Below are 26,365 nucleotides of genomic sequence, written 5' to 3'. Positions count from 1 at the left end.
AGTCATCGTTCCGCCTTAGAGATGAGCCATGAGCAACCCCGTTGCCCCCGAATTCCTGATTCGCCTGCTTGGCCTGTGCAAAACCTTTGGTGCCCAACGGGCGCTGGATCAGGTCAGCCTGGATATTTATCCGGGCGAAGGCGTGGCGTTGCTCGGCGCCACGGGGGCGGGCAAATCGACCCTGGTAAAGATCCTCAGCGGCACCCTGGCGCCGGACGCCGGTGAACTGTGGGTCGATGGCCAGCGCCAACGTTTCACCTCACCGTTGTCGGCGCGCCGGGTCGGCATCGTGGCGGTGCACCAACGTCCCGACGATGGGATCGCCCCCGGCCTGAGTGTGGCCGAGAACCTGCTGCTCGATGAACTGGGTCAACCCGATGCCGACTTCTTGCTCAACCGCAAAAACCTGCTGCAACGTGCCGAAGCCATCTCTGCCGGGCTGGGCCTGGACCTGCCGCTGCAACACCCGGTCGAACGCCTCGGCCAGGCGGACCGCCAACTGCTGGTGCTGGCCCGCGCCTTTGCCCAGAAACCCCGATTCCTGATCCTCGACGAACCCACCGCCGCCCTGTCGGAAACCGACGCCGAACGCCTGCTTGGCCTGATCGATAGCCAGCGCGCACGGGGCGTGGCGATCCTCTACATTTCCCAGCGTCTGTCCGACCTGCAACGGGTCACCAACCGCGCGATTGTGTTGCAGGAAGGACGGCTGACCAGTGACCTCAACACCCGGCACTTGCCAAGTGCCGCGTATACCCTGTTCGGTGATGTGGCCGAGCAGCCGGCAGTGATACCGGACAAGACCCTGCCGGTGCCGTTCCTGGAGCGGTTTACCCGTGCTGGGTTTATCCGCAATCGCGCGGAGGGGCGGGCGGTGCAGGAGCAGGTGGCGGGGTTGACCAGCAGCGTTGCGCCCATCGACGTCCCGACCCCAGGGAAAAACAAACACCCCTGATGCTCAGTGGACCGTGGGAATGAACGCCACGCTCCCATTCTCCCGCCCGTGGAAAATGCGCTCGCCATTATCCGGCTGGGTGCCAATCACCCGATGATCCTTGCCTAGGTAAGCCAGTGGCGCGGGATCGTCCCTGGAGTACTGCGCGACAATGATCGTGCGTTGCGGATCGAAGGCCTTGCCGCTGGTTTTTTCCAGCCAGGCCAGGAATGCCGCGCTATCGCCCTGGCGCGGGAAGTCCTGGGTTTCGGCCACGTAGTAGAACGGCTTGCCGCCGTTTTGCAGGTACATCGGCACTTTGTTGTCCGCTTCCACCAGCACGAGTTGCCATTGCTCCCACGGCGCGCTTTGCGTCGCTTCGGTTCGCACGTCCTCGGCAAAGCGCGTCACGCCGCCATTGCCGTTGCTCCAGGGGTAGACCACGCCGAGTATCAACAGCATCAGCGTTGCGGCAATGGCGAACCCCTTGAACCAACGTGGCGTGCTGTCAGGCCTGGCCAGCAGGCGTTCGCTGACCCACCAGGCGCCGAGCAATTGGGCGAAGGGCACCAGTGGCAGTACGTAGTAGCTGCGGCGGCTGCCGCTGGCGGTAAAGAACACGAACAATAGACCGAGGCCCCATACCAGCCAGCGCACGTTAGGCGGGGTCTGGCGCCAGTGCCGCAGCGCCAGCCACAAACCGAGCAGCCAGCAGGGCACCCAGGGCAAGGTGTAGGCGGGCAGGTAGATCAGGTAGGTGTAGATCGGGCCCATGTGGTCGAAGGGATCGAAGAACCGCACCACGTTTTCGCGGAACACCAGCGCCAGGCCGCTTTCGCCATAGGTGGGCGCGCCGTAGACATGGGACAGCACGAAGGGCACGGCATACACCGCCGCAGCGATCAGCAAGGCACACACCAGGCGCAGGTTGAGGTGGCGCTTGTAGCGATGCTCAGCCAGCAGGTGCGGTAGCAGCACCAGGCCGGGCAACACAAAACCGATCAGCCCTTTGAACAGCGATGTCACGGCCAGCAGCAGGAAGAACACGGTATAGCGACCGAACCGCGTGTCCTCCGGCCCGCGCCAGTACCACCAGACCGCCGCCAGCACGCCACACACCGTCAGCACGTCCGCCGTGGCTACGCGCGCCCAGAACAGGAAGTAGAAGGTGGTGGCGAGCATCCAGCCGGCAATCAGCCCGGTGCCCTTGCGTAGTAGCTGTTCGCCGATCAGGTAGACCAGCCACACGCTCAGCCAGGCGCCGATCACGGACGGCAAGCGCAGTGACCAGGGACCGAGGCCACCCAGCAAGTGGGCACTTGCAGTGATCAGCCAGTAGGAGGGCAGGGGTTTGTCGTAATAGGGCGCGCCCTTGAGATAGGGATCGAAATAGTCACCGCTCTGCAGCATCTGCAAGGCGATGTTCGCCCATCGGGTCTCCGGGCCCCACAGGTCGCGCGCGCCCAAACCGGCCAGGAGAAGCAGGGCGGTGACACCCAGCAACAGCAGCAGGGCGCCGCGTTCGGTCTTCCAGAAAGCTGACATCAAAGCGATTGCGGGTAGATGATCAGTTCGAGGGAGCCCTTGTAGTAGCGTTTGCCACCCGGCGGCAGTTGCCCGGCTTCGCGCATTTCACTGGTGCTGTTGACGCGCATCAGCACGCCGACCGAGCCGTGTTGGCGCTTTTCCTTGAGCCAGGTCTGCACGTCTTCCAACCCCACTTTGCGATGCACTGACCCTGCGTACTGCAAGCCATAACGCAGCTCGCCCTCGGTGTCATATAACGCGACTTCCGGGCGTTTCAGGCGCCAGGCCAAGGCACTGGCATTCCCCAGTTCATTGCTCAGCAGGGCTTGGGTCTGTTGCAGTTCTTCCAAGTGTTCGAGCACAAACTGGTCGGGCATTTCGTTGTCCGCGATCCACTCCGGCATGCTTGCCGGCAGCAGGATCACCAGCAAGCCGATGCCCAGGGCCGGCATCGCCCACAGCGTCAGCGGGCGGAAAGCTTGTAGCAGGTTGGTGAGGATCCACCCCAGCAACACGATAAACGCCAGGGACAGGCTGAACATTTCTGCATGGCTGTTGCTGTACAGCGGTCGGGCGATTTGCAGGTAGATCAGCACGATCATGGCCGCCATGCCGATCACGAAGTTGAGCAGGCCATTGAGGCAGATCGTGCGGGCTTTATGCTGGTTGATCAGGCCGACCAGCGTATGCCCCATCAACAAGGCCAGGGGCAGCAGGCACGGCATGATGTAGGTCGGCAGCTTGCCATTGCTCAGGCTGAAGAAACCCAGCGGCAACAACAGCCACAGGGCCAGGAAGGCGATCGCCGGCTGGCGCTTTTCCTGCCAGGTCTTGCGCAGGGTGCTCGGCAGCAACCCAGCCCAGGGCAGGCAAGCCACCGCGATGATCGGCAGGAAGAACCACCACGGCCGCACGTGCTGTGCATTGTCGGCGCTGAAGCGGCGGATGTGTTCATTCCAGAAAAAGAACCGCCAGAAGTCCGGTTCCTGCAGATGGATCGCCAACGCCCAAGGCAGGCATACCAGCAAACACACCAGCATGGCCAGCGGGCCATAGCGCAGCAGTTCGCCCAGGCGGCGTTGCCAGAGCATGTAAGGCACGGCGATCAACACCGGCAGCGCCAAGGCCAGGAACCCCTTGGTCAGGAAACCCAGGGCGCAGGCCAGGCCCACGACGGCCCAGGCCCACAGACGACCGCGCACTGTGTGGCTGTCGAGGGCAAACCACAGGGCTACCAGGCTCAGGTTGACCCACAGGGTGAATTGCGGATCCAGGTTGGAATAGCCCGCTTGCCCGGCCACCAGGCCGAAGCTCAGGTAGAGCAGGGCGCAGGCGAAGCTTTTGCGCGGGTCATTCCACAGGCGGCGGGCGATCAAGTAGGCCAGCAGCACGCTTAAAGCGGAAGTAAGGGCCGAGGCGATGCGCACACCGAACAGGTTCTGACCGAACACCGCCTGGCCCAAGGCGATCAACCAATAGCCGCCAGCGGGTTTTTCGAAATAGCGGATGCCCATGAAATGCGGCGCTACCCAGTTGCCGCTCTGGAGCATTTCCTGGCTGATCTGGGCGTAGCGGGTTTCGTCCGGGATCCATAAGCCGTGCAGGCCCAGGGGCAACAGGTAAAACGCGACAAAGGCCAGTAATAAGACTGGCAGGGGTTTTAAATGAGTCATGCAAACGTCGCTCCCTGACGTTTAGTTGTAGGGATTTCAAGTAATGAAGTAATAGAAGAGCAAATCACAATGTTCACTGAATGACGGAAAATATTCATGACGTCCTTAGTTAAAGGGCGCAACTAAACATGCCAGAACAGGGCTGTCTTTTTGCTGAACAAACGGACAGGAATATTTCTAGAGTTGTTTCAATGCGGCGGGCCAGTCCGGGCCATTGACGATGCCCAGGATCTTGAACTTACCGTTGGGTAATGTCTGCACAAACAACGCGCTGCCGTATTCGGGGAACGCAGCATGGGGGAAACCCTGGGCTTTTTCGAAGTCGGCGATGCAGCCACTGTGGGTGACGAACACCAGATTGCGTCCAGGGGCCTTATGACTGAGCAATTCTTCGCCCATGGCCGTGCCGCAGACGGCCTGCTGGCCGGAGGTCAACTCGTTTTTGCCGAACATGAAACGCAGGGTCTGCGCAGTGCGAATCGTGGGGCTGGCAAGTACGTCGCTTGTGCCCATGCCCAATGATTTAAAGGCGTTTCCGAGCTCTTCGGCCTGTTGGCTGCCATGAATCGTGAGGCCTTCCACGGGGCCCAGGCAAGGGTTGGTCGAGCGGTCGCAACGCTCTTCATGACGCACCAGCACGATCAGGTCGCCGTCACGCCAGAGGGGCAGCACGTGGGAGGTCAATAGGCGGTTACCGATACCGAGGTCCTTTGGCGATGCGTGCCAAAGCAGGCTGGCGACCAGCAGCAAACACACCACTAACAAGCCCAGCCACAGTCTTCGCAGGCGCCTGATAAAGGCCCATCGCGAGCGCGGTTTGGTCAGGGTAAGGTCAACCACTTTATTCACCATGGTAGTGTTGGCAATGTTCTATTAATTAGGCGCAACGTGTGGGCGAATGCCGGTAATGGAACAAGAGGCTGTCACACGGCGGCTGTCTTTTCGCTGAACATTTTGCATGTAAAAAGTTGTGAAGCTTGACAACTAACAAGTTGCCGACAAGTGACGCTTGACCGGTAATTTAAAGAGGGGTGGGTGGGCAGTCGGTGAAATCGATGTGAAAAATTTGCATGACCGGGATCGGCAGCCGTTATTCTCGATTGCCCCCCCTCAAACGAGTGTCGTCATGCTGCAGGTGCAAGGTGTGTTCAAAAGCTATGCCACCCCCCAGGGACCGTTGGCGGTGTTGGCCGGTGTGGATCTGCACCTGGCCGAGCGCAGCAGCCTGGCGTTGATGGGTGAGTCGGGCAGTGGCAAGAGCACCTTGCTGCACCTGGTGGCCGGGTTGGATCGGGTGGAGGGGGGCAGCATCCAGGTCGGCGAGCGGCGTCTCGATCAACTCAGCGAAGCGCAGCTGGCCCACTGGCGGCGCACGGAGATTGGGCTAGTGTTCCAGCAGTTCAACCTGATCAGCAGTCTGCGGGTCGAGGACAACCTTGCGTTCCAGGCGCGGTTGGCAGGACGGTTTGACCCGCACTGGCAGGCACAGTTGGTGGAGCGTCTGGGCCTGGGCGATCTGCTCAAGCGTTATCCGGAACAGCTTTCCGGCGGCCAGCAGCAACGGGTCGCGGTGGGGCGCGCATTGGCGTCACGGCCGGGCCTGCTATTGGCCGACGAACCCACCGGCAACCTGGACGAAGCGACCAGCGACGAGGTATTGCAACTGCTGCTGGACCTGCTGCGTGACAGCCCCACCAGCTTGTTGATGGTCACCCATAGCCCGCGTATCGCCGCACGCCTGGACCGGCAGGTGGTACTGCAGCGTGGTCGTGTCGTGCCGGCGAGCGCTGTCTGAAATGGCAATTTTTTATTGGACCTTGCGTGCGCTGCTCAGCCATTGGCGGCGCCATCCCGTGCAGTTTTTCAGCGTGCTCACCGGTTTGTGGCTGGCCACCGCGTTGCTGATCGGTGTGCAGGCTCTCAACAGCCAGGCGCGGGACAGCTATGCCCGCGCCAGTCATTTGATCGGCGGCGAGCCCCAGGCCAGTCTTGGCGCGCCGGACGGCGCCAGCTTCCCACAGGACGTATTTGCACAGTTGCGCCGAGCCGGCTGGCCGGTGTCGCCGGTGGTTCAAGGGAGGGTGCAACTCAAGGGGCTGGAGCATGTGCGCCTGCAATTGATGGGCATCGACCCGTTGTCGTTGCCGGGCAGTGGCGCAGTGGCGGGGCAGCGCATGAGCCAGGCGCAGATGCTGGCGTTTTTCGATCCGCCGGGGCGTACCTGGATTGCGCCGCAGACCTTGCAGGACTTGGGGCTGCATGCAGGTCAACAGCCCATCACCCAGAACGGACACGCCCTGCCGCCGCTGCAAGCCCAGGCCGATATGGCCCCCGGATTGTTGCTCACCGATATCGGCTTTGCCCAGCCTGTGCTGGAGATGCCTGATCGCCTGTCGCGGCTGTTAGTGGACAAGGCTTTCGCCGCTGGCCAGCCCACGCCGCCCGCCGGGCTGCAACTCAAGCAGGGCGAGGACAATAACCTTGCGCGTCTCACCGAAAGCTTTCACCTGAATCTCGATGCATTGGGCTTTCTGTCCTTTGTGGTCGGGTTGTTTATCGTGCATGCCGCCATTGGCCTCGCCTTGGAGCAACGGCGCGGGCTGTTGCGCACCTTGCGCGCCTGCGGCGTCAGTGTGCGTCTGTTGATTGTCAGCCTGGGCGTCGAACTCGGCGTGCTTTCGTTGCTGGGTGGCGTGTTGGGCGTGGCCAGCGGCTACCTGCTGGCGAGTCTGTTGCTGCCCGATGTCGCTGCCAGCCTGCGTGGTTTGTATGGTGCCGAGGTGCCGGGTCAATTGAGCCTGAGCCCTTGGTGGTGGGGCGCGGGGTTGGGCCTGAGTTTGCTCGGCGCGTTGCTGGCCGGTGCCAGCAGCCTGTGGCGGGCGGCGCGCTTGCCCTTGTTGGCGCTGGCCAATGCGCAGGCCTGGCATGAGGCCCATGGGCGTTGGTTGCGGCGTCAAGGGTGGGTGGCCGGTACCGCGTTGGTAATCGCTGTGCTGGCGCTGTGGTTCGGTCACAGCCTGGCTGCCGGCTTCGTGCTGATGGCTGCGTTACTGCTCGGCGCGGCCCTGGGGTTGCCGGTGGTGCTCAATGGCCTGCTCAAGGCTGTTCTGGGACGCAGCCGCTCGGTGCTGGGCCAGTGGTTTCTTGCTGATTGCCGTCAGCAATTGCCGGCATTGAGCCTGGCCCTGATGGCGCTGCTGTTGGCCTTGGCCGCGAATATCGGGGCGGGCTCCATGACCTCGGGGTTTCGTCATACCTTCAACAACTGGTTGGAGCAGCGTCTCACCGCCGAGTTGTACCTCAACCCACAAAACCCGGCCCAGGCGCAGCAACTGAGCCGTTGGTTGGCGCAACAACCGCTGGTGCAGACGGTGCTGCCCACCTGGCAGGTTGCGGTGCAATTGCAGGGCTGGCCGGCGGATCTGTTTGGCGTGGTCGACGACCCGACTTATCGCCAGCATTGGCCGCTGTTGGAGGCGTCGAGTGAGCCGTGGGATCAACTGCAGCAAGGCGACACGTTGATGCTCAGCGAGCAACTGGCGCGCAGGCTGGCGGTGAAGTTGGGCGATACCTTGAGTATCCCCACGCCTCAAGGCACCTGGACGCCAAAAATAGTGGGGATCTACGCCGATTACGGCAACCCCAAAGGCCATGTGCTGGTCAATTCCAAGCACCTGCTGACCCATTGGCCGACGCTGTCTCCGGCGCGTTTCAACCTGCGTGTGTCACCTTCGGATGTGGCGTTGCTGACCCGTGAGGTGCAGCGCGCCTTTGCCCTGGACGACAGCCGTATCGTCGATCAACAGCAACTCAAGGGCTGGTCGAGCCAGGTGTTCGAACGTACCTTCGCCGCCACTGCTGCCCTGAACAGCCTGACGCTGGGCGTGGCCGGCGTGGCGCTGTTCATCAGCCTGTTGACCCAGAGCCAGAGTCGCCTGGGCCAGCTCGCACCGCTGTGGGCATTGGGCGTCACGCGCCGGCAATTGATGCTGCTCAATCTCGGCCAGACCTGGCTGTTGGCGGTGCTTACCCTGGTCCTGGCCTTGCCGCTCGGCTTGCTGTTGGCTTGGTGCCTGGATGCGGTGATCAATGTGCAGGCTTTCGGTTGGCGCCTGCCGTTGCAGGTGTTCCCGTGGCAACTCGCGCAATTGCTCGGGTTGGCGATGGTTGCGACGTTGCTGGCCTCGGCATGGCCGTTGTGGCAGTTGTATCGCAGCCGTCCGGCGGATCTGTTGAGGACGTTTGCCAATGAAGATTAAGTGCCTGTTGTGGATGTGCTGCTTACTGGCCGCATGTGACAAAGTCCCTGAGCCGCAGGAAAGCTTCGCCGGCCTGGGCAGTGACGCGGCGGACTTTGCCCAAGTGGTGCCCGGCAAAGTGTTCAGTTTTCCCGAGGACCATGGGCCCCATCAGGGCTTTCGTATCGAGTGGTGGTACGTCACCGCCAACCTCAAGGACGCGCAGGGCAATGTCTTCGGCGTGCAGTGGACGTTGTTCCGCAATGCGCTCAAGGCGGGGCCGACCGAGGCGGGCTGGCGTGATTCGACGATCTGGCTTGGCCACGCCGCCGTGACGTCCGCCACTCACCACTACGCCGCCGAACGCTTTGCGCGCGGCGGCGTGGGCCAGGCCGGGGCCCAGGCGCAGCCGTTCAACGCCTGGATCGACGATTGGAATTTTGTCACCCGTCCCGGCGCCGCGAGCAGCTTGGCCGACATGCAACTCAAGGCCAGTGGTGCGCAATTCGCCTATGACCTGCACCTGACGTCCAGTCGCCCACTGGTGTTGCAGGGCGACAACGGCTACAGCCGCAAGTCCGACCAGGGCCAGGCGTCGTACTACTACAGCCAGCCGTTTTTCAGTGCCAGTGGTCGCGTCACTATCGATGGCGAGGTCTATAAAGTCACCGGCCCGGCCTGGCTCGACCGCGAGTGGAGCAGCCAACCGCTGAGCGCCGGCCAGACCGGCTGGGACTGGTTTTCCCTGCACCTGGACCGGGGCGAGCAGTTGATGTTGTTTCGGGTACGGCAAGCCGACGACGCTGGGTATCTCACGGGCACCTGGATCGACGCGCAAGGCCAGACGCAGACGCTGCACAACGCTGATATCCAACTGGTACCGTTGGAAACCACCACGATTGATGGGCGCAAGATTCCCACGCGCTGGTCGCTGAAAATCCCTGGCAAACAGTTGGATATCATCACCCAAGCCGTCAACCCGAACGCTTGGATGAACTTGAGCATTCCGTACTGGGAAGGGCCGGTACGGTTTGACGGTGGGGTGGGTTACCTGGAAATGACCGGGTATTAAGGCGGTTTCTGTAGGCTCTATTTCACCGCTGCGTAGGCAGCTTCCCAAATGTAAAGCAGCCACCCTTGGCTTGTGTCCGGGGCGCAGTCGCTTGCTTATATTCCGACGCCATCTCAATTGCATCCTGGATGTAGGGCATGGCGCAGAGCTTTATCAACGACCGCGCAACGGATTACCAAAGCCTCAAATCCCGATTGATGGGCGGCAGCCTGAGCCGCCCGCGCTCGGATCATTTTGATGTGCTGAATCGGCACCTGCGGCCCGCCTTGGTGGCACCGGGGCAACTGGTGATTGTTCCCGACAGCCACAGCCGGAATTGTTCGGTCGAGGAAGCGTGGTTGATGCGTCATGCCGAAGAAGTCCGTCGTCACCTGGAACTGAATGCGGCGGCCGGTACGGCAATGCTCGGCAACTATGACTTGCTGCAGAGTTTCATGGCCAATGGCTCGATTGGCGTCGGCAGTGCGACCTCGGCCTGGGCGCGGCACTTGGATGAAGTGGCGCAAACGCTGGAGGAAATACAACGGCTGCATCAGCGGTTGAAAGACGGCGGGTTGGACAGGGCGGCGTTTATCCAGCGGCGCCAAGCGTTGTTCCGGGGTTTGGAGGTGCAACTGCAGGGGGCTGCGCGGTTTGGTACGGGCTTGCAGGGCAATGCGTCGTTGAAGAAGGTGTTGGGGATTTCGACGAGGAGTTATCTGCATAAGGGTGAGATTGCGGGGTATGCGACGCGGATGCGAGCGATGGCGCAGATGTCGAAGTGGTTGGGGAGCGGGACGTATGTGGGGTTGGCGTTGGATGTGGGTGTGGCAGGGTTGGAGATCAAGGAGGCGTGTGTGACGGGGAGGGAGGCGCAGTGTCGAAGGGCGAAGTATGTGGAGACGGGGAGGTTGGTGGGGTCAGTGACGGGGGCCGCAGTAGGGGGAAAGTATGGTGCCAAACTCGCGATTCGAGGCTGTCGCATGTTTTTGGGTATTGCGATGAAGGGACGCGGTGAGCTTGCGTGCGCAATTATTGGCGGCGCTGCGGGTGGGCAGGCCGTAGGTAATGTTCTTGGTCATGAAGGTGCCTTATTGGGTGGAGAGATCCAAGAGGCCAACGGAGATATGATCTTTGTGCCGGAGGGAGCTTAATCGTGTCGTTTTTTCTTGTCTTCACCATAGTGCATTTTGCCGGAGCGTTTGTCGTTTTGGGGCTCGGTTTTTTCGCCGAATATACAAAGCTCGACGAGGTGGAGAGTTACTTCCGCGAAAACGAAATGGTCTGCGGCAATAAGCGATTTTGGAGCCGAAACCGGTGGATCGACAGGCAATATCGCATGATGCTGATTGCGGAGTTACTTTCAGATTCAAAGCGCCATCTCAAGGCAGGGGTGGTGAGTGAAGCCGAACTGGCTTCTGTTCCTTTATCGCTTAAACGCTGGGTGGTTTGGCCCTATTACCTTGGGTTCGTTTGGTTGATTGCAACAGCTGTGTGGGTCTTCTGGCGCTGGTGGTACGACATCCCGATTCCATAGGAATGATTTTTTCATAAAAAATACTGTACATCCATCCAGTCATATTCTACATTCCATCCCAGGTGACCGGATGTCACCTGACCTTCAGTTTTTAACTATGGATGGATAAAAAATGAAATCGAAAAAAGCCTTTATGCTGGGCGCGGCCATGGCGGCCTCCTGCTTCGTTTCGGCCTTTGCCCTGGCCGAGCAATACCCTCAGAAACTCAATGCCGAAGCGGTCAGACAGGCCGTGGACAAAGCCCTGAAATCCGGCGGCAAGCTGGACGCGGCGAAGGTCCCGGACAGCCTCAAGCAAAAGCTGAAGGCAGCCAAGACCGGTCAGTCCAAGGCTGTCACGCAGTCCCTTAAATCCGCGCCTTTCAACACCGTGGTCGGTGAGTTGAAAAAGCCCGGCCAGGCCGAGCTGAAGAGCGCTGCCGTTGCGGCCTTCGTCCCGCTGTTCCCCACCCTGGATATCAACACGCTCTACACCATCTCGGGTGTGGCTCAAGGTGAAGAGTTCGCTTATCACTTCAACCTGCCAGAAAACGCGCGGGTCCAGGTGCAACTGGTCAACCAGAGCGCGGGCTCCGACATGTCGCTGACCCTGTTCCAGGACGACGGCCAGGGCAACCTGAGCGTGGTGGGTTCCTCGGATGCCGCAGGCAATGCCGACGAGTACCTCAACGGCGTGCTGCCGGCCGGTGATTACTACTGGTACATGGTCGCCAAGGTCGCCAGCAGCTCGCAATTCAGCTTTGGCGTGGCGGTGGATACCAACGTCGATGCCTATGAGCCCAATGACACGCCGCAAACCGCCTTTGTGCTGCCGGACTCGATGAACAAGGTGACCGGCAACCTCGACAACGCCAACGATGTCGATTACTTCGACTTCAAGGCGGTGCGTGGCCAAAGCGTGAGCATGTACCTGGCCGGTGACGCGAACGGCAGCCGCAACCAATGGATTTTCGATCGTTTTGACGGCGTCAATTGGGTCACCATCCCTGCCGGCTCGACCTCGACCTACCCGAGTGTCACGCCGGGCACCACGGTGAAGGTGCGTGTGCGGGCCAATCCGGCCGTGGTTCAGGATTCGACCAAACAATACCAGTTGAGCCTGGGCTCTACGCCGCGCCTGAACACGTCTGATGTGAAGGGTGACAATATCGTGCGTGTACCGGCGTCGATTTTCTGGATGGCGACCCAGGCGGGACGTACGGTGAACTGGACCACCAATTGGTCCGACTCCACGGGCGCACCGCTGCTGGGCGTCACGCCGGTTCTGCGTATCGACAAACGCTTTGACGGTGCCGAGTTCCACTGGACCGACTTCAAGGCCACCACCAACAGTGCGGGCACATCCCAGGCCAGTTCCGGTATCGGCGACTGCTTCGGCGAGAACCGTGTGCAGTATCCGGACAGCAGCACGGGCGTCACCTACACTTGGGACACCACTTTCAACTTTGGCGGCTGGCGTATCGAGCTGGACGAGTTCCCTGGCGTGGGCGTGGGTGGCGAGAACGTGCCTTACGTGACCTTCGGGCACATCTGCACCCAGAACATCGTTCACTGATTCAACGGTGTGAGTGAGAAGGGGCAGCCTGACGAGGCTGCCCCTTTTTTTAGTCGCCCGCCAATGCCAGGTCCAGCGGTAGCCGCGCCATGCTCGTGCCTTTCAACGAGCCCAGGTACAACCAGTTTCCATATTCCCGTGCGGTGGTGATCGGCGAGTAGTTCCCCGGGCTGCCGTCCTGCAGGTTGGCGATGACCTTACCTTCGGTATCCAAGCCCAGTACGAAGGCTTTGCGTTCGATAGGCTTGGGCACCACCATCAGCGCCCGCACCATCACCTTGCGCAGCAATGGGTAGCCGGCAAAGCTGTCAAGCAACGGATTGCGTGGCGAATACAGCGCTACCCAGAAACGGTCCTGACCGTTGAAGCTAAGGTTGTCCGGCAGGCCGGGCAGGTTGTCGATAAACAAGTCATGGGTGCCGGCGCGGTCGCCCTTGAGCCAGTAACGGCTGATACGGTAGGCGCCGGTTTCGTTCACCAGCACGAAGTTTTCATCCGGCCCCAAGGCCACGCCGTTGGCGAATTGCAGTTTGTCCAGTAGCACCTCGGTGCTGCCGTTGTTGAAGTCATAGCGCAGCAGCCGACCGTCGCCGCCATGTTCGATCACCGCTTCGCCGTCCTGCCCGTAGCCCCAGCGACTCGACGCATCGCTGAAATAGGCATAGCGCCCGATGGCGTCCACGGTGACGTCATCGGTGAAACCGAAGGGCAGGCCGTTGGCACTGGTGCTCAACGTAGTGAGTTGGTGTTTTGCATCCAGGGCGAGCAAGCCCTTGATCCCGTCGGCAATGATCAGGCGCCCATCCGGGTGCAGCGCCAGGCCCAGGGGCCTTCCGCCGGTATTGGCCAATACTTCCAGGCTGCGGCTGTCGGGCGAGGTGCGGATGATGCGCCCGTCGTGCAAGCCGCTGATCAAAAAACCCTGGGCATCCAGCAGCAAGGCCTCGGGCCCGGCGATGTCCTGGGCGCCGATTTTCTGCACGCCCTTGAGGCGCTGGTTCTCGGTGTAAAGGCCGCTCTTCACCGACGGCGCCGTGGGTGGCGTCCAGTTTACGGGTTGCACTTTGGTCGGCATCAACAGCAGAAAGGCGACCACCGTCAGAAGCAGTAGAAACAGCAGATGACGCAGTTTTTTGGGACGGGTACTCATGACGATTCCTGGTTGTCGTTGATGCTCGGTTCCCAATGCAGGGTGCCGAACAGGTAATCCATCAGGGGAAGGACGATGTTGAAGTTGCGCCCCTGCATCAGTTCACGGCGGTGATGCAGGGCGTGCAAATGGTGCATCTGGCGGATCCACGGCAAGCGCGCCACCGGGTGGCTGGCGGGCAGGTGCTCGCAGGCGTGAAACACTTCGTAAAGTAAATACCCGAGGATCATGCACCCCGCGAACAGGCCGGCGACATTGAGGCTCAATTGTTTGAGCAACCACCAGGCAGGCAGGGTGATTGTCAGGCTGTGCAGCACGATCAGCCAGGCCGGGAACAGGATGACGCGCCAGTCACGGGGGCTGTCGTAGGTCATGTGGCCAGGGGTGAAGAAACTGTGATGATCGCCGGTGTGGCGTGCGTAGAACAGCCGGGCCAAGGCGTGCTTGTGGTGGCCGAGGTGACGGTGCACGAGGTAGATGCAGAGGTTGAAGAACACCAGGGTCAGCGGCACGGTCAGCCATTGCACAGCGCTGATCTGATGCGTGGATGACCAGGCCAGGGCGATGCACACGATGCCGTAGCCGAACACGAAACTGGCGTGCAGCCAAGGGTTGTAGTGGGGCGCGACAGTGGCGCGGTAACGGGCGCGAAAGGTCTCGGTGGGGTGGTCCATGGCGGGTTGCTCGGTGTTTTTTTGTTGGAAAGTGAGCTTAGTTGGCGCCAGGGAATGTGCGAGTTTTCGAAGGCAACGCCAATCAAGTGTGGGAGCTGGCTTGCCTGCGATGCAGACGCCTCGGTCTTTCAGTCAGACCAAGGTGATGCCATCGCAGGCAAGCCAGCTCCCACATTTAACCGAGTTCTCTATTGAGTGTTATCCCACCCCGACCGACCAGTGGGGGCTTGCACACGCCTGTTTTCCTTGTTAGTTTCTCGCAAAATGTTAACGATAACATTTGCTCTAACAATAAAAACAAAACAGAGAATCACGCCATGAAAATGCTCCCGAAAACCCTGTGTTTATTGGCTGTAAGCATCACCCTCGGCACTGTCTCCCCAGCATTCGCCGAAGCTGCCAAGCCGATCCGCATCGGCGCGTCCTTCCAGGAAATCAACAATCCCTATTTCGTCACCATGAAAAACGCCCTGGAAGAAGCCGGGGCGACCATCGGCGCGAAACTGATCATTACCGACGCCCGTCACGACGTGTCCAAGCAAGTCAGTGACGTCGAAGACATGCTGCAAAAAGGCATCGACATCCTGCTGATCAACCCTACGGATTCGGTCGGCGTGCAATCGGCGGTCAAGTCTGCCCACGCCGCCGGTGTTGTGGTCGTCGCGGTAGACGCCCAAGCCGACGGCCCGCTGGATTCCTTCGTCGGCTCGAAGAACTTTGACGCTGGCTTCCAGGCCTGTGAATACCTGGCCAAGAACATCGGCGACAAAGGCAATATCGCGATCCTCGACGGCATCGCCGTGGTGCCGATCCTGGAGCGTGTGCGCGGTTGCAAAGAGGCCGTGGCCAAGCACCCCGATATCAAGATCGTCAGCATCCAGAACGGCAAGCAGGAACGTGACCAGGCGCTGACCGTCACCGAAAACATGCTGCAGGCCCAGCCCACCCTCAAGGGCATTTTCAGTGTGAATGACAACGGGTCCCTCGGCGCGCTCTCGGCCATCGAAGCCAGCGGGTTGGACGTGAAGCTGGTCAGCGTCGACGGCGCGCCGGAAGCGGTCAAGGCGATCCAGAAGCCCGGTAGCAAGTTCATCGCCACCTCAGCGCAGTATCCGCGCGACCAGATCCGCCTGGCCCTGGGCATTGCCCTGGCCAAGAAGTGGGGCTCGCAGGTGCCGGCCACCATCCCGGTGGATATCACCCTGATCGACCAGGCCAAGGCCAAGGATTTCAGCTGGTAAATCGCCCAGGCCCCACGCCTACCGTGGGGCCCAGGTCATCCTTCTGAATACGAGGTCGGCGGTATGAGCAGTCTTCTGAAGTTGGAAAACATCTGTAAGCGGTACCCGGGCGTACAGGCCCTCAAGTCCATCAACCTGCAAGTCGAGCGCGGTGAGATTCATGCCTTGCTCGGCGAAAATGGCGCGGGCAAATCGACGCTGATGAAGATCCTCGGCGGCGTCGAGCATCAAGACGAAGGCCAGATCCTGATCGATGGCCAGGCGCAGCAGTTCGCGACCTATCGCGACGCAATCGCCGCCGGTATCGGCATCGTGTTCCAGGAGTTCAGCCTGATTCCCTACCTCACTGCCGTGGAAAACATCTTCCTCGGCCATGAGCTGAGTAACCGTTTCGGCCTGTTGCGCAAGCGCGAAATGGTCGAGGCCAGCGAGGCGTTGTTCAAGCGCCTCGGCGTGACCATCGACCTGCAATGTGCGGTCAAGCACCTGAGCGTGGCCGAGCAGCAGTTTGTCGAAATCGCCAAGGCCCTGGCCCTGGATGCGCGCCTGCTGGTGTTGGATGAACCGACTGCCACGCTGACACCGAGCGAGGCTGAGCTGCTGTTCGACATCATGCGCGAACTCAAGCGCCAGGGTGTGGCGGTGATTTTCATCTCCCATCACCTAGAGGAGATTTTCCAGGTGTGCGACCGCATCAGCGTGTTGCGCGACGGCGGCAATGTGGGCGTTACCGATGTAGCTGACAGTGATATCGACCGGCTGGTCGAGATGATGGTCGGGCGCCGCCTGGAATGCAGTTTTCCACCCAAACCGAACACCGAGCGCGGCCCGCTGTTGCTGGAGGTCAAGGACATCCAACTGGTGCGCAACGGCCCGCACAACAGCTTCCAGCTGCACAAGGGCGAGATCCTCGGCTTTGCCGGCCTGGTTGGTTCCGGTCGTACCGAACTGGCCCTGGGCATGATGGGCGCGCTGCCGTCGGTGAGCAAAGACGTGTGGCTGCGCGGTGAGAAAATCACCCTCGACGACCCGGCCCAGGCCCTGGCCCACGGCATCGGCCTGCTCCCGGAAAGCCGCAAGAGCGAAGGGCTGATCACCGACTTCAGCATTCGCGAAAACATCTCGCTGAACAACCTGCCCAAATACCAGAACGCCTCGGGCCTGATCGACAAGAACCGCGAATGCGCCAGCGTCGAAGGCCTGATGAAGCAACTGTCGATCAAGGCCCCCAGCAGTGAAAGCCGGGTGTTCAACCTCAGCGGCGGCAACCAGCAAAAAGTGGTGATTGCCCGTTGGATCAACCATCACTGCGACGTGCTGGTGTTCGACGAACCCACCCGTGGCATCGACGTGGGGGCCAAGGCGCAGATCTACGCGCTGATGCGCAGCCTCACCGAACAAGGCTACGCAATCATCATGATTTCCTCCGAATTGCCGGAAGTCATCGGCATGTGCGACCGCGTCGCCGTGTTCCACAAGGGCGCCATCGTCAAGGTACTCGAAGCATCTGCCGTCAATCCTCAAGAGGTCATGCGCCATGCAACAGGGGGCTCAAGTGAATACGTCCATTAGTACCGGCGACAGCAGCCGGTTGCGCCTGAACCTGGCGCGGCTGGTGCGCTCGCCGGCATTTTATCCCTTCGTCGGGCTGGTGGTGGTGACCCTGGTGATGATCCTCGCCAGCGACACCTTCCTCACCGCCAGCAACCTGTCGAACATCGCCCGCCAGGTGTCGATCAACGCGATCATCGCGGTGGGCATGACCTGCGTGATCCTCACCGGCGGCATCGATCTGTCGGTAGGGCCGGTGATGGCCTTGTCCGGCACGCTCACAGCCGGGTTGATGGTCGCGGGCCTGCCGCCCGGCCTGGCGATTGGCGCGGGCATGTTGATCGGCGTGGCCTTTGGCATCGGCAACGGCTTGTTCGTCGCCTACCTGCACATGCCGCCGATCATCGTGACCCTGGCGACCATGGGCATCGCCCGTGGCCTGGGCCTGATGTACACCGATGGCTACCCGATTTCCGGGTTGCCGGATTGGTTTGCGTTTTTTGGCCGCGAAAGCCTGTTCGGTATCCAGGTGCCGATCCTGATCATGCTGCTCACCTACCTGGCGGCCTACGTGCTGCTGCAACACACGCGCATCGGCCGCTACATCTACGCCATCGGCGGCAATGAAGAAGCGGTGCGGTTGTCCGGCGTGCGTGCGGCGCGTTTCAAGTTGCTGGTGTACGGCATCAGCGGCCTTACGGCGGCGATTGCCGGGCTGGTATTGACCTCGCGCCTGATGAGCGGCCAGCCGAACGCCGGCGTGTCGTTCGAACTGGACGCGATTGCCGCCGTGGTACTCGGCGGTGCCTCGATTGCCGGCGGGCGCGGGGTGATCGTTGGCACCTTACTCGGCGCCATGTTGCTCGGCGTGTTGAACAACGGCCTGAACATGCTGGGTGTGTCGCCCTATGTCCAGAGCGTGATCAAGGGCGCAATCATTTTGCTGGCGATTTTTATCAGTCGTCAGCGCCACAAATAAACTCCTCACAAGCACAGGACCCGACACCATGGACAAGCACACCGAAATGCAAGCCGTCGTCTGCCACGGCCCCAAAGACTACCGCCTGGAACGCATCGGCAAACCCCAGGCACGCGCCAATGAACTGGTGATCCGTATCGCTGCCTGTGGCATCTGCGCCAGTGACTGCAAGTGCCACTCGGGCGCAGCGATGTTCTGGGGCGGCGACAACCCGTGGGTGAAGGCGCCGGTCGTACCGGGGCACGAATTTTTTGGCTATGTGGTGGAAGTGGGCGAGGGCGCCGAAGAGCACTTCGACGTCGCGGTGGGCGACAAGGTGATCGCCGAACAGATCGTGCCGTGCGGCAAGTGCCGTTTCTGCAAGTCGGGCAAGTACTGGATGTGCGAAGTGCACAACATCTTCGGCTTCCAGCGTGAAGTGGCCGAAGGCGGCATGGCCCAGTATATGCGCATTCCCAAGACCGCCATCGTGCACAAGATCCCCGAGTCGGTGTCGCTGGAAGACTCGGCGCTGGTGGAACCGATGGCCTGTTCGATCCATACCGTCAACCGTGGCGATGTCCAGCTCGACGACGTGGTGGTGATCGCCGGTGCCGGCACCCTCGGGTTGTGCATGGTCCAGGTCGCTGCGTTGAAAACCCCGAAGAAACTGGTGGTGATCGACATGGTCGACGAGCGCCTGGAACTGGCGAAAAAATTCGGCGCCGATGTGGTGATCAACCCGTCGCGCGATAACGCCCGCGCGATTATCAACGGCCTGACCGACAACTATGGCTGCGACGTCTACATCGAAACCACAGGCGTTCCGGCCGGCGTGACCCAGGGCCTGGACCTGATCCGCAAGCTCGGGCGTTTTGTCGAGTTCAGCGTGTTCGGTGCCGAGACCAGCGTCGACTGGTCGATCATCGGCGACCGCAAGGAGCTGGACGTACGCGGCGCTCATCTCGGGCCGTATTGCTACCCGATCGCCATCGACCTGTTCGAGCGTGGCCTGGTCACGTCCAAGGGCATCGTTACCCATGACTTCCCGCTGGACGACTTTGCCGAAGCCTTCGCGTTGGCCAACTCGACCAAGTCGATCAAGGTGCTGTTGAAGCCGGTGGCCTGAAAATGAACTACGTGATGGGTGTTGATATAGGAACCCAGAGCACCAAGGCGCTGCTGGTGGATGGTCAAGGTACGATCATCGCCCAGCACAGCCAGGGGTATCGTGTGGATACCCCGAAAGTGCGCTGGGCCGAGCAATGGCCGCAGGTCTGGCTGGACGCCGTCGAGGCTTGCGTTGCGCAGTGTATGGCCAAGGCCGGCGTGGCGGCGCAGCAGATCAAGGCGTTGTGTATCAGCAGCCTGTACGGCGGCTCGGGGATTGCGGTGGATGCGCAAATCACGCCGCTGCACCCGTGCCTGATCTGGATGGACCGCCGTGCTGGCGAGCAGGTGGCCTGGGTGCGCGAGCAAGTGGACCTGGAGCGGCTGTTCGCGATCACCGGCAACTCGGTGGACAGCTATTACGGCTTTACCAAGATGCTCTGGCTCAAGCAGCACCAGCCCGAGGTGTGGGCCAAGACTCGCTACCTGCTACCGCCCAACAGCTACATCAACTGGTGCCTCACCGGCGAGTTGGCGGTGGACCATAGCAGCGCCGGCAATATCGGTGGCGTCTACGACGTGAAGGTGCGCGGCTGGTCCGCCGAAATGCTTGATGCGCTGGGCATACCGCACACCATGATGCCGGAGCGCCTGGTGTATTCCGGGGAAGTCGTCGGTGGGTTGCTGGAGGGTTGGGCTGCGCGTCTGGGCCTGCAGGCGGGCACACCGATTCTGGCCGGTGGCGTCGATGCGGCCATGGCAACGCTGGCCGCAGGGGTGACGCAGCCAGGCAATCACGTGGCAATGATCGGCACCAGCATGTGCTGGGGTTACCTCAACCAGCAAGTGGATGCACACCATGGCTTGGTGAGCATGCCCCACGTCTACAACGGCCACCGCGACCTGTACATCTTTGGCGGTGCGATCACGGCAGGCGCGTCGGTCAGTTGGTTTCGCGAGCAGTTCTGCCAGGCCGAAGAGCAACAAGCCAAGGCCACCGGCCAGGACAGCCTGGTGCTGCTGGAACAGCGCGCGATGAACATCCCGGCCGGCAGCGAAGGCCTGTTGTTCCTGCCGTACCTGATGGGCGAGCGCAGTCCGGTGTGGGATGACCGTGCCAGTGGCAGTTTTGTCGGCTTGAACCTCTACCACAGCCGTATTCACCTGTATCGCGCGGTGCTGGAGGGCGTGAGTTTTGCCCTGCGACACAACATCGAAGCGGGCACACGCGGCGCGCATTCCCTGGACCCGCGCTTGATCGTGGTGGGCGGGGCGAGCCATTCGGATCTGTGGATGCAGATCATCGCGGATGTCACGCGCTACCCGGTGTACACCATTGTCCAGGAGGTGGAAGCGGCGCTGGGGGCGGCGTTGTTGGCGGCGCACACGGTGGGGTTGGTGAGCGATGGGGAGATGGATAAAGGGTGGGTGCAGTTGGCGCTGCGGGCGGAGCCAAAGGTTGAAAACGTCGGGGTTTATGACCGGGCGTTTGCCGAGTATTTGAAGCTGTATCCCGCCCTGAAACCGATCATGCATAACCTACAAACCAACTGATTCAACACAGTCCAAATGTGGGAGCTGGCTTGCCTGCGATAGCGGTGTATCAGTCGCAAATGTACTAGCTGAACCACCGCTATCGCAGGCAAGCCAGCTCCCACATTGGATCTTCATTGTTTTTGAGATCTCTATTCATGAACGCAGCCTTCGACTTCACCCACCATCGCATCCTCGTCACCGGCGCCAGCAGCGGCATTGGGCGCGAAATCGCTTTGCAACTGATCGCCAGCGGCGCCGATGTCTTTGCTCTCGGCCGCGACGCCCAAGCCTTGGCCGAACTCGGCTGCCACACCTTGTGCCTGGACATCGCCGACAGCGCCGCCCTCGACAACGTCTTGAAGGACCTGCCGCCGCTGCACGGCCTGGTCAACTGCGCCGGCATCTCGCGGCTGGAGCCGGCTGCCGCCATCAGCGCCGAAGCCTTTGACCAAGTGATGCAGGTCAACGCCCGCGCCGCCGCCCAGGTCGCCAGCCGCGTGGCGGCGAAAATGATCGAAGCACAAATCGCCGGCAGCATCGTCAATGTCTCCAGCCAGGCCTCGCTGGTGGCCCTGGACGATCACCTCGGCTACTGCGCCTCCAAGGCCGCGCTGGATGCGATCACCCGTGTGCAATGCGCCGAGTGGGGCCGCTTTGGCATTCGCGTCAACAGCGTCAACCCCACCGTCACGCTCACGCCGATGGCCGCCATGGCCTGGTCCGAACCGGCCAAGCGCGACCCGGCGCTGGCGGCCATTCCATTGGGGCGTTTTGCTGAAACCGTCGAAGTGGCGTTGCCGGTGCTGTTCCTGCTGAGCAGCGCTGCCAGCATGATCAGCGGCGTGAGCCTGCCCATCGACGGTGGCTACACCAGCCGCTAGCCGTTTTCCAACTGACCGGCGATCACCACCTTGTCCCGTGGCTTGAACGGGTCTTCCAGGCGATCAAGCAACAGGCGCACCGCACTGCTGCCGGCCAAAGAGGCATCGTGAGCCACGCAGGCGATGGGCACGCCGAAGATATCGGCGAAGGGCAGGCGGTCAATGCCGCAGATGGTCAGGCTGTCATGGGCGATGTTGTGCATGCGCAGTGCGCGCAAGGCGCCGAGGGTGATCAACTGGTTGAAGCCCATGATCGCGTCCGGCGCCGAGTGTTCGGCCAGGTAGTCGAGGGTGTGCAGGTAGGACGGCATCAGCGTGTAGTCGCCGGCCTGTACTTCGACCTGCACCTGCGGGTGCTCGGCCAGCACTTCGCGCAGGCCCTTGAGGCGTTCGACGGTGATGCGTGAGTGCTCGGGGCCGGTCAGCACCAGCAGGCGCTTGAGGTCGGGCGTCTGGCGCAGCAGGTAGTGCGCGGCCTGGATGCCGCTGTGGTAGTTGTCGAGCACCACGCGGCTGAACGGGCTGTCGTGGATTGTGCGATCGAGCAGCACCACTGGGGTTTTGCCGTTGCCCAAGCGTTCGAGGTAATCGGGCTGGTAGCTCGGTTCATCCGAGACCGGCGACAGAATGATCCCCGCCACGCGGTAGCCCAACAGGGTGTCCACGGCCTTGCTTTCCAGCTCTTCCAGCTCATCGGTGTCCACCAGCATGATGGTGTAGCCGTGCTGTTTGGCCTCGCGGGAAATCGCCTTGATCATTTCGCTGTAGAACGGGTTGTCCACGGAGGCGGTGATCACGCCGATGATCAGGCTCTCACTGCGCTTGAGCCCGCGTGCGAAGGCGTTGGGCACGTAGTCCATCTCCCGCGCCACTTCGAGGATGCGCGCCAGAGTGGCCGGTTTGACCAGGTCGGGTTTGCTCAGTGCGCGAGACACCGTGATGGTGGTCATGCCAACCCGTTTGGCGATGTCGCTGATAGTGACGGACTTCTTCTTGTTCATCGGTCAGGCTGCAAAAGGAAACACCCGCAGGCTAGCATGCGCGGTGGAGATTGTTGCTTCAAATCAATGGGTCCCAACGCTGCGACCAGTCGCTTTCGGCCTTGACCACCTCACGCAGCAACCCCAGTGCCTGTTGCAACACTGCCGAATCTCGCGCCCGTGAATACACCAGGTATGTCGGGAAGCTGAATTCCGGCGCCTTGGGCACACGCTGCATTACGCCGCTGTCCAGGTAACTCTGCACCACGCGGGTGCGGAAATAACCGGCGCCACCGTTCTCAAGGATGTACTGCAATGCCAGCGGCCCCAGGTTGAAACTCAACGCGGCACGGGCCTTGTCGGGCAGCGCGGCGTCGTGTTGTTGACGAAACCCGGGCCCCCAATCGATATACACGTAGGGCGCCGGGTTACTCACCAACTGCACCAGGATCAGTTTTTCCTCCAGCACCTGTTCCACCTGCAAACCTGGCCAGTATTGCGGCTGGAACACCAATGCAGCGTCGAGTACGCCCAGTTCCAGCTGGCGCAACAGGTAATCGCCTTCGCGGATTTCGGTGCGCAGGGCATGGCCGGGGATGTGTTGGCGTAACGCTTGGGCCCAGCCGAGCATCAACGGGTTACACAGGCTGACCTCGCCGCCGATGTGCAGCACGTTGCGATAGCCATCGGGCAGCGGCAGGTCGCGTTTGGCGGCTTCCCAGGTTTGCAGCAACTGGTTGGCGTATACCACGAAGGCCTCGCCGTCGGCGGTCAGCCGGGCGCCGGCGCGGTTGCGGATGAACAGTGTGCTGCCTAGCTGGCTTTCGAGGCTTTTGACCCGCGCGGTGATGGCGGTCTGGGTGACGTGCAGTTTCTCGGCTGCTGCGGCCAGGCTGCCGCAGCGGGTGATTTCGAGGAAGGTGCGTGCCAGTTCGATGTCCATGAAGCCCCCGGGGATGAATGGGGGACAGTGTAATGGAATGTGGTTGAAACTGTGGGAGCTGGCTTGCCTGCGATAGCGGTGATTCAGTCAACCCAGTTGTCTCTGATACGCCGCCATCGCAGGCAAGCCAGCTCCCACAGTAGATTGCATTTCAGACTGGGGTTTTTGGTGCCTGTAAGTGCGGGGTAGGGAAGGCTTTGGCGTACGCCTGGCACACCCTCAACACCTGCTCATCCGCAAACCGCGCGCCCACCACGTGCAAACCCACCGGCAAGCCGTTCGCTGCCAACCCACACGGCACCGATGCCGCCGGCTGCTGGGTGAGGTTGAAGGGGTAGGTGAACGGTGTCCACTGTGTCCATTCTTGCAAACCCGAACCCGGTGGCACGTCATGCCCGGCGTCGAACGCGGTGATCGGCATCATCGGCGACACCAGTACATCGTAGTGCTCATGGAACGCCGCCATGCGTGCCACCAGGGCTGCGCGTGCTTCAAGGGCCGCGCTGAAGTCGTCAAGGCTCAAACGCTCGCCGCGTTGGGCTATGCGCAGCAGCCCGGGGTCCAGCAGTTGTTTTTGTGCCTCGCTCATGGGCGCGGTCAGGCGTGCAGCGCCGGCTGCCCACAAGGTGCTGAAGACTTCCAGTGGGTCACTGAAGCCGGGGTCGATCTGCTCGACATGGGCGCCAAGTTGTTCCAGGCCTCGCACCGCCTCCGTGACCACCTTGGCCACTTGCGGGTCGACCTCCACGTAACCGAAGTTCGGACTGTAAGCCACGCGCAGCCCTTTCAAATCCGCCGCGCCCGACAACCACGGTGTGGTCCTCGGCGCACCGATCAACCCGTCCCGAGCATCCGGTTGCGAGATGGTCTGCAGCATCAATACGCTGTCTTCCACCGTGCGGGTCATCGGCCCCAGGTGCGAGAGGATCGTCATGGAGCTGGCCGGCCATTGCGGCACATAACCGAAGGTCGGCTTGATCCCGAAGGTGCCGGTAAATGCACAGGGAATCCGAATCGAACCGCCCGCATCGCTGCCTTGGTGCAGCACGCCCAGGTTCAATGCCGCCGCCGCGCCCGCGCCGCCGGATGAACCGCCTGCTGTGGTGCGGGTGTCCCAGGGGTTGCGGGTGATGCCGTACAGCGGATTGTCGGTGACGCCTTTCCAGCCGAATTCAGGGGTGGTGGTTTTGCCCAGCAGCACCGCACCGGCCTTGCGCATAAAGGCCGGGAAGGGCGCGTCCACCTCCCACGGCCCGTCGGCGGACGAGGTGCGTGAGCCCTTGCGGGTGGGCATGCCGATTGTCAGCGTCAGGTCCTTGATCGAAGACGGCACGCCGTCCAACGGACCGCAGGGTTGGCCGTTCAGCCAGCGTTGTTCCGAGGCGCGCGCCGCATTCAGCGCGCCTTCCGGGTCCACGTGGCAATAGGCATTCACCACCGGATTGAAGCGTTCGATACGCAGCAAGGCGTCCTCGGTCACTTCCACCGGCGACAAGGTCTTGTCGCGAAAATGCTGCAGCAGTTGCACCGCCGTCAGTTGGCCGATCTCGCTCATGCCACGTCCCCCTGCGCTGCGTTGACCATGGCGCGCAACAACACCGCGCAGCCTGCCGCCAGGTCGTCCGGCGCGGCGTTTTCGATTTCGTTATGGCTGATACCGCCTTCGCACGGTACAAAGATCATCCCGGCCGGACCCAGTTCGGCGACAAAAATCGCGTCGTGGCCTGCACCGCTGACGATGTCCATATGGCTCAAGCCCAAGGCCTCGGCGCCTTCACGCACGGCATTGACGCAGGCTGGGGCGAAGTCCAGCGGTGGGAAGTCGGCGGTTGGCGTCAGTTCATATGCCAACCCGTGCCTGGCGGCGGCGGCTTCGATCACGCTGCGCACTTCATCAACCATGGCTTGCAGCTTGTCCGCGTGCAGATGACGCAGGTCGAGGGTCATGTGCACCTGGCCGGGAATCACGTTGCGCGAGCCGGGATGCAGGCTCAGACAACCGACCGTACCGCAGGCGTGGGGTTGCTGTTGATGGGCGATGCGGTTGACCGCGCTAACCACCTCGGCGGCGCCGACCAGGGCGTCCTTGCGCAGATGCATCGGCGTCGGGCCGGCGTGGGCTTCGACGCCGGTGAAGGTCAGGTCGAACCATTTCTGGCCCAGGCAACCCATGACCACGCCAATGGTAGTGGCCTGGTCTTCCAGTACCGGGCCTTGTTCGATATGTGCTTCGAAGTAGGCACCGACCGGGTGGCCGAGCACGGCGCGGGAGCCGGCGTATCCAATGCGCTGCAATTCGGCGCCGACTGACAGGCCCTGGTCATCGAGCTTATCGAGGGTGTCCTGCAAATCGAACTTACCGGCAAACACCCCGGAACCCATCATGCACGGCGGAAAACGCGAGCCTTCTTCATTGGTCCACACCACCACTTCGATCGGCGCTTCGGTTTCAATCTTCAAATCATTCAGGGTGCGGATCACTTCCAGTCCCGCCATTACCCCGTAGCACCCGTCGAACTTGCCGCCGGTGGGTTGGGTGTCGATGTGGCTGCCGGTCATCACCGGGGGCAGGGCCGGGTTGCGCCCGGCACGGCGCGCAAAGATATTGCCGATAGCGTCGACACTGACGCTGCACCCGGCGGCCTCGCACCATTGCACAAACAGGTCGCGGGCCTGGCGATCCAGGTCGGTCAGCGCCAAGCGGCACACGCCACCTTTGACGGTGGCGCCGAGCTGGGCCAGGTCCATCAGCGATTGCCACAAGCGGTCGCGGTTGATCAGCGGGGCGTTGCTCTTGAGCGGTTGCGCAAAACTATTCATCAGTAG

The 26,365-nt window shown here is 61.6% G+C and carries 22 protein-coding genes; 13 read left to right on the top strand and 9 right to left on the bottom strand.

The features are described from left to right. Nucleotides 1-28 precede the first annotated feature (28 nt). A complete protein-coding gene (locus WH299_RS17685) occupies nt 29-955 on the top strand; it encodes an ATP-binding cassette domain-containing protein (RefSeq protein ID WP_339500359.1) in 927 nt (308 codons plus the stop codon). 3 nt (nt 956-958) lie between these two features. Here the strand turns inward: WH299_RS17685 and WH299_RS17680 are convergent, their stop codons facing one another. The 3 genes from WH299_RS17680 to WH299_RS17670 all read right to left on the bottom strand — a co-directional run bounded on the left by WH299_RS17680 (nt 959) and on the right by WH299_RS17670 (nt 4,986). Next, nucleotides 959-2,479 (bottom strand): ArnT family glycosyltransferase, encoded by a 1,521-nt coding sequence (locus WH299_RS17680; RefSeq protein ID WP_339550906.1) that lies wholly within the window; start codon nt 2,477-2,479, stop codon nt 959-961. After that, nucleotides 2,479-4,134: a lipid IV(A) 4-amino-4-deoxy-L-arabinosyltransferase gene (arnT, locus tag WH299_RS17675; protein ID WP_126571364.1), complete on the bottom strand. Its 1,656-nt coding sequence runs from the start codon at nt 4,132-4,134 to the stop codon at nt 2,479-2,481. Before arnT ends, WH299_RS17680 begins: the two co-directional genes overlap by 1 nt. Nucleotides 4,135-4,311: 177 nt before the next feature. After that, nucleotides 4,312-4,986 (bottom strand): histidine phosphatase family protein, encoded by a 675-nt coding sequence (locus tag WH299_RS17670; protein WP_122729328.1) that lies wholly within the window; start codon nt 4,984-4,986, stop codon nt 4,312-4,314. A 274-nt stretch (nt 4,987-5,260) separates the two neighbouring features. On the opposite strand from WH299_RS17670, the gene WH299_RS17665 reads away from it, so the two are divergent. The 6 genes from WH299_RS17665 to WH299_RS17640 all read left to right on the top strand — a co-directional run bounded on the left by WH299_RS17665 (nt 5,261) and on the right by WH299_RS17640 (nt 12,515). Further along, complete coding sequence (locus WH299_RS17665; RefSeq protein WP_123476074.1) at nt 5,261-5,929, top strand: ABC transporter ATP-binding protein; 669 nt, start codon at nt 5,261-5,263, stop codon at nt 5,927-5,929. Nucleotide 5,930: 1 nt separating this feature from the next. Next, nucleotides 5,931-8,393, top strand: a complete 2,463-nt coding sequence (locus tag WH299_RS17660; protein WP_122729324.1) for an FtsX-like permease family protein — start codon at nt 5,931-5,933, stop codon at nt 8,391-8,393. Further along, nucleotides 8,383-9,444 (top strand): lipocalin-like domain-containing protein, encoded by a 1,062-nt coding sequence (locus tag WH299_RS17655; RefSeq protein ID WP_122729322.1) that lies wholly within the window; start codon nt 8,383-8,385, stop codon nt 9,442-9,444. Before WH299_RS17660 ends, WH299_RS17655 begins: the two co-directional genes overlap by 11 nt. 137 nt (nt 9,445-9,581) lie before the next feature. Then, the gene (locus WH299_RS17650) at nt 9,582-10,577 is read left to right on the top strand and encodes a hypothetical protein (protein ID WP_339550904.1); all 996 of its coding nucleotides are present in this window, start codon (nt 9,582-9,584) and stop codon (nt 10,575-10,577) included. Between the two features lie 2 nt (nt 10,578-10,579). After that, nucleotides 10,580-10,960 carry a hypothetical protein gene (locus tag WH299_RS17645; RefSeq protein ID WP_122729318.1) on the top strand — a complete coding sequence of 127 codons (381 nt, stop codon included), beginning with the start codon at nt 10,580-10,582 and terminating at the stop codon, nt 10,958-10,960. A gap of 112 nt (nt 10,961-11,072) precedes the next feature. Next, a complete protein-coding gene (locus WH299_RS17640; RefSeq protein ID WP_122729317.1) occupies nt 11,073-12,515 on the top strand; it encodes a pre-peptidase C-terminal domain-containing protein in 1,443 nt (480 codons plus the stop codon). Nucleotides 12,516-12,564: 49 nt separating this feature from the next. Here the strand turns inward: WH299_RS17640 and WH299_RS17635 are convergent, their stop codons facing one another. Both WH299_RS17635 and WH299_RS17630 read right to left on the bottom strand, forming a co-directional pair. Continuing rightward, entirely contained in the window at nt 12,565-13,665 is a 1,101-nt protein-coding gene (locus tag WH299_RS17635) for an SMP-30/gluconolactonase/LRE family protein (protein WP_339550902.1), read from the bottom strand. Then, nucleotides 13,662-14,339, bottom strand: a complete 678-nt coding sequence (locus WH299_RS17630) for a sterol desaturase family protein (RefSeq protein WP_339550900.1) — start codon at nt 14,337-14,339, stop codon at nt 13,662-13,664. The genes WH299_RS17635 and WH299_RS17630 overlap by 4 nt, the downstream gene beginning before the upstream one ends. A 317-nt stretch (nt 14,340-14,656) precedes the next feature. Between WH299_RS17630 and WH299_RS17625 the strand changes: the two genes are divergently transcribed. From WH299_RS17625 to WH299_RS17600, 6 genes are all read left to right on the top strand, one after another. Continuing rightward, nucleotides 14,657-15,580: a substrate-binding domain-containing protein gene (locus WH299_RS17625; RefSeq protein ID WP_339550898.1), complete on the top strand. Its 924-nt coding sequence runs from the start codon at nt 14,657-14,659 to the stop codon at nt 15,578-15,580. Nucleotides 15,581-15,643: 63 nt separating this feature from the next. Further along, nucleotides 15,644-17,152 carry a sugar ABC transporter ATP-binding protein gene (locus WH299_RS17620; RefSeq protein WP_028617009.1) on the top strand — a complete coding sequence of 503 codons (1,509 nt, stop codon included), beginning with the start codon at nt 15,644-15,646 and terminating at the stop codon, nt 17,150-17,152. Beyond that, a complete protein-coding gene (locus WH299_RS17615) occupies nt 17,118-18,110 on the top strand; it encodes an ABC transporter permease (protein WP_122729311.1) in 993 nt (330 codons plus the stop codon). Before WH299_RS17620 ends, WH299_RS17615 begins: the two co-directional genes overlap by 35 nt. A 28-nt stretch (nt 18,111-18,138) precedes the next feature. Next, on the top strand, nt 18,139-19,218 hold the full coding sequence (locus tag WH299_RS17610; protein ID WP_122729309.1) for an alcohol dehydrogenase catalytic domain-containing protein: 1,080 nt from the start codon (nt 18,139-18,141) through the stop codon (nt 19,216-19,218). Nucleotides 19,219-19,220: 2 nt separating this feature from the next. Further along, entirely contained in the window at nt 19,221-20,753 is a 1,533-nt protein-coding gene (locus WH299_RS17605) for an FGGY-family carbohydrate kinase (RefSeq protein WP_339550894.1), read from the top strand. 137 nt (nt 20,754-20,890) lie between these two features. Further along, entirely contained in the window at nt 20,891-21,616 is a 726-nt protein-coding gene (locus WH299_RS17600) for an SDR family oxidoreductase (protein ID WP_122729304.1), read from the top strand. On the opposite strand, the gene WH299_RS17595 is transcribed toward WH299_RS17600, so the two are convergent. The 4 genes from WH299_RS17595 to WH299_RS17580 all read right to left on the bottom strand — a co-directional run bounded on the left by WH299_RS17595 (nt 21,613) and on the right by WH299_RS17580 (nt 26,359). Continuing rightward, nucleotides 21,613-22,617 (bottom strand): LacI family DNA-binding transcriptional regulator, encoded by a 1,005-nt coding sequence (locus WH299_RS17595; RefSeq protein ID WP_028617004.1) that lies wholly within the window; start codon nt 22,615-22,617, stop codon nt 21,613-21,615. The two genes, WH299_RS17600 and WH299_RS17595, sit on opposite strands and share 4 nt — an antisense overlap. A gap of 58 nt (nt 22,618-22,675) precedes the next feature. Further along, complete coding sequence (locus tag WH299_RS17590; RefSeq protein WP_122729302.1) at nt 22,676-23,539, bottom strand: LysR family transcriptional regulator; 864 nt, start codon at nt 23,537-23,539, stop codon at nt 22,676-22,678. A 151-nt stretch (nt 23,540-23,690) separates the two neighbouring features. Continuing rightward, nucleotides 23,691-25,094 carry an amidase gene (locus tag WH299_RS17585; RefSeq protein ID WP_339550893.1) on the bottom strand — a complete coding sequence of 468 codons (1,404 nt, stop codon included), beginning with the start codon at nt 25,092-25,094 and terminating at the stop codon, nt 23,691-23,693. After that, nucleotides 25,091-26,359, bottom strand: coding sequence for a Zn-dependent hydrolase (locus tag WH299_RS17580; RefSeq protein WP_028617001.1), 1,269 nt, complete (start codon nt 26,357-26,359; stop codon nt 25,091-25,093). Before WH299_RS17580 ends, WH299_RS17585 begins: the two co-directional genes overlap by 4 nt. Nucleotides 26,360-26,365: the final 6 nt, after the last annotated feature.

Origin of the sequence: Pseudomonas sp. MYb541, assembly GCF_037479595.1 — a bacterium.
GTDB lineage: Bacteria > Pseudomonadota > Gammaproteobacteria > Pseudomonadales > Pseudomonadaceae > Aquipseudomonas > Aquipseudomonas canadensis.
This window is presented reverse-complemented; position numbering and strand designations above follow the sequence as displayed.

What these genes read in the sequence shown, in the direction of transcription:
- WH299_RS17685 (WP_339500359.1), top strand. Translation starts at nt 29, where the DNA reads ATGAGCAACCCCGTTGCCCCCGAATTCCTGATTCGCCTGCTTGGCCTG.
- WH299_RS17680 (WP_339550906.1), bottom strand. Translation starts at nt 2,479, where the DNA reads ATGTCAGCTTTCTGGAAGACCGAACGCGGCGCCCTGCTGCTGTTGCTG.
- arnT (WP_126571364.1), bottom strand. Translation starts at nt 4,134, where the DNA reads ATGACTCATTTAAAACCCCTGCCAGTCTTATTACTGGCCTTTGTCGCG.
- WH299_RS17670 (WP_122729328.1), bottom strand. Translation starts at nt 4,986, where the DNA reads ATGGTGAATAAAGTGGTTGACCTTACCCTGACCAAACCGCGCTCGCGA.
- WH299_RS17665 (WP_123476074.1), top strand. Translation starts at nt 5,261, where the DNA reads ATGCTGCAGGTGCAAGGTGTGTTCAAAAGCTATGCCACCCCCCAGGGA.
- WH299_RS17660 (WP_122729324.1), top strand. Translation starts at nt 5,931, where the DNA reads ATGGCAATTTTTTATTGGACCTTGCGTGCGCTGCTCAGCCATTGGCGG.
- WH299_RS17655 (WP_122729322.1), top strand. Translation starts at nt 8,383, where the DNA reads ATGAAGATTAAGTGCCTGTTGTGGATGTGCTGCTTACTGGCCGCATGT.
- WH299_RS17650 (WP_339550904.1), top strand. Translation starts at nt 9,582, where the DNA reads ATGGCGCAGAGCTTTATCAACGACCGCGCAACGGATTACCAAAGCCTC.
- WH299_RS17640 (WP_122729317.1), top strand. Translation starts at nt 11,073, where the DNA reads ATGAAATCGAAAAAAGCCTTTATGCTGGGCGCGGCCATGGCGGCCTCC.
- WH299_RS17635 (WP_339550902.1), bottom strand. Translation starts at nt 13,665, where the DNA reads ATGAGTACCCGTCCCAAAAAACTGCGTCATCTGCTGTTTCTACTGCTT.
- WH299_RS17630 (WP_339550900.1), bottom strand. Translation starts at nt 14,339, where the DNA reads ATGGACCACCCCACCGAGACCTTTCGCGCCCGTTACCGCGCCACTGTC.
- WH299_RS17625 (WP_339550898.1), top strand. Translation starts at nt 14,657, where the DNA reads ATGAAAATGCTCCCGAAAACCCTGTGTTTATTGGCTGTAAGCATCACC.
- WH299_RS17620 (WP_028617009.1), top strand. Translation starts at nt 15,644, where the DNA reads ATGAGCAGTCTTCTGAAGTTGGAAAACATCTGTAAGCGGTACCCGGGC.
- WH299_RS17615 (WP_122729311.1), top strand. Translation starts at nt 17,118, where the DNA reads ATGCAACAGGGGGCTCAAGTGAATACGTCCATTAGTACCGGCGACAGC.
- WH299_RS17610 (WP_122729309.1), top strand. Translation starts at nt 18,139, where the DNA reads ATGGACAAGCACACCGAAATGCAAGCCGTCGTCTGCCACGGCCCCAAA.
- WH299_RS17605 (WP_339550894.1), top strand. Translation starts at nt 19,221, where the DNA reads ATGAACTACGTGATGGGTGTTGATATAGGAACCCAGAGCACCAAGGCG.
- WH299_RS17600 (WP_122729304.1), top strand. Translation starts at nt 20,891, where the DNA reads ATGAACGCAGCCTTCGACTTCACCCACCATCGCATCCTCGTCACCGGC.
- WH299_RS17595 (WP_028617004.1), bottom strand. Translation starts at nt 22,617, where the DNA reads ATGAACAAGAAGAAGTCCGTCACTATCAGCGACATCGCCAAACGGGTT.
- WH299_RS17590 (WP_122729302.1), bottom strand. Translation starts at nt 23,539, where the DNA reads ATGGACATCGAACTGGCACGCACCTTCCTCGAAATCACCCGCTGCGGC.
- WH299_RS17585 (WP_339550893.1), bottom strand. Translation starts at nt 25,094, where the DNA reads ATGAGCGAGATCGGCCAACTGACGGCGGTGCAACTGCTGCAGCATTTT.
- WH299_RS17580 (WP_028617001.1), bottom strand. Translation starts at nt 26,359, where the DNA reads ATGAATAGTTTTGCGCAACCGCTCAAGAGCAACGCCCCGCTGATCAAC.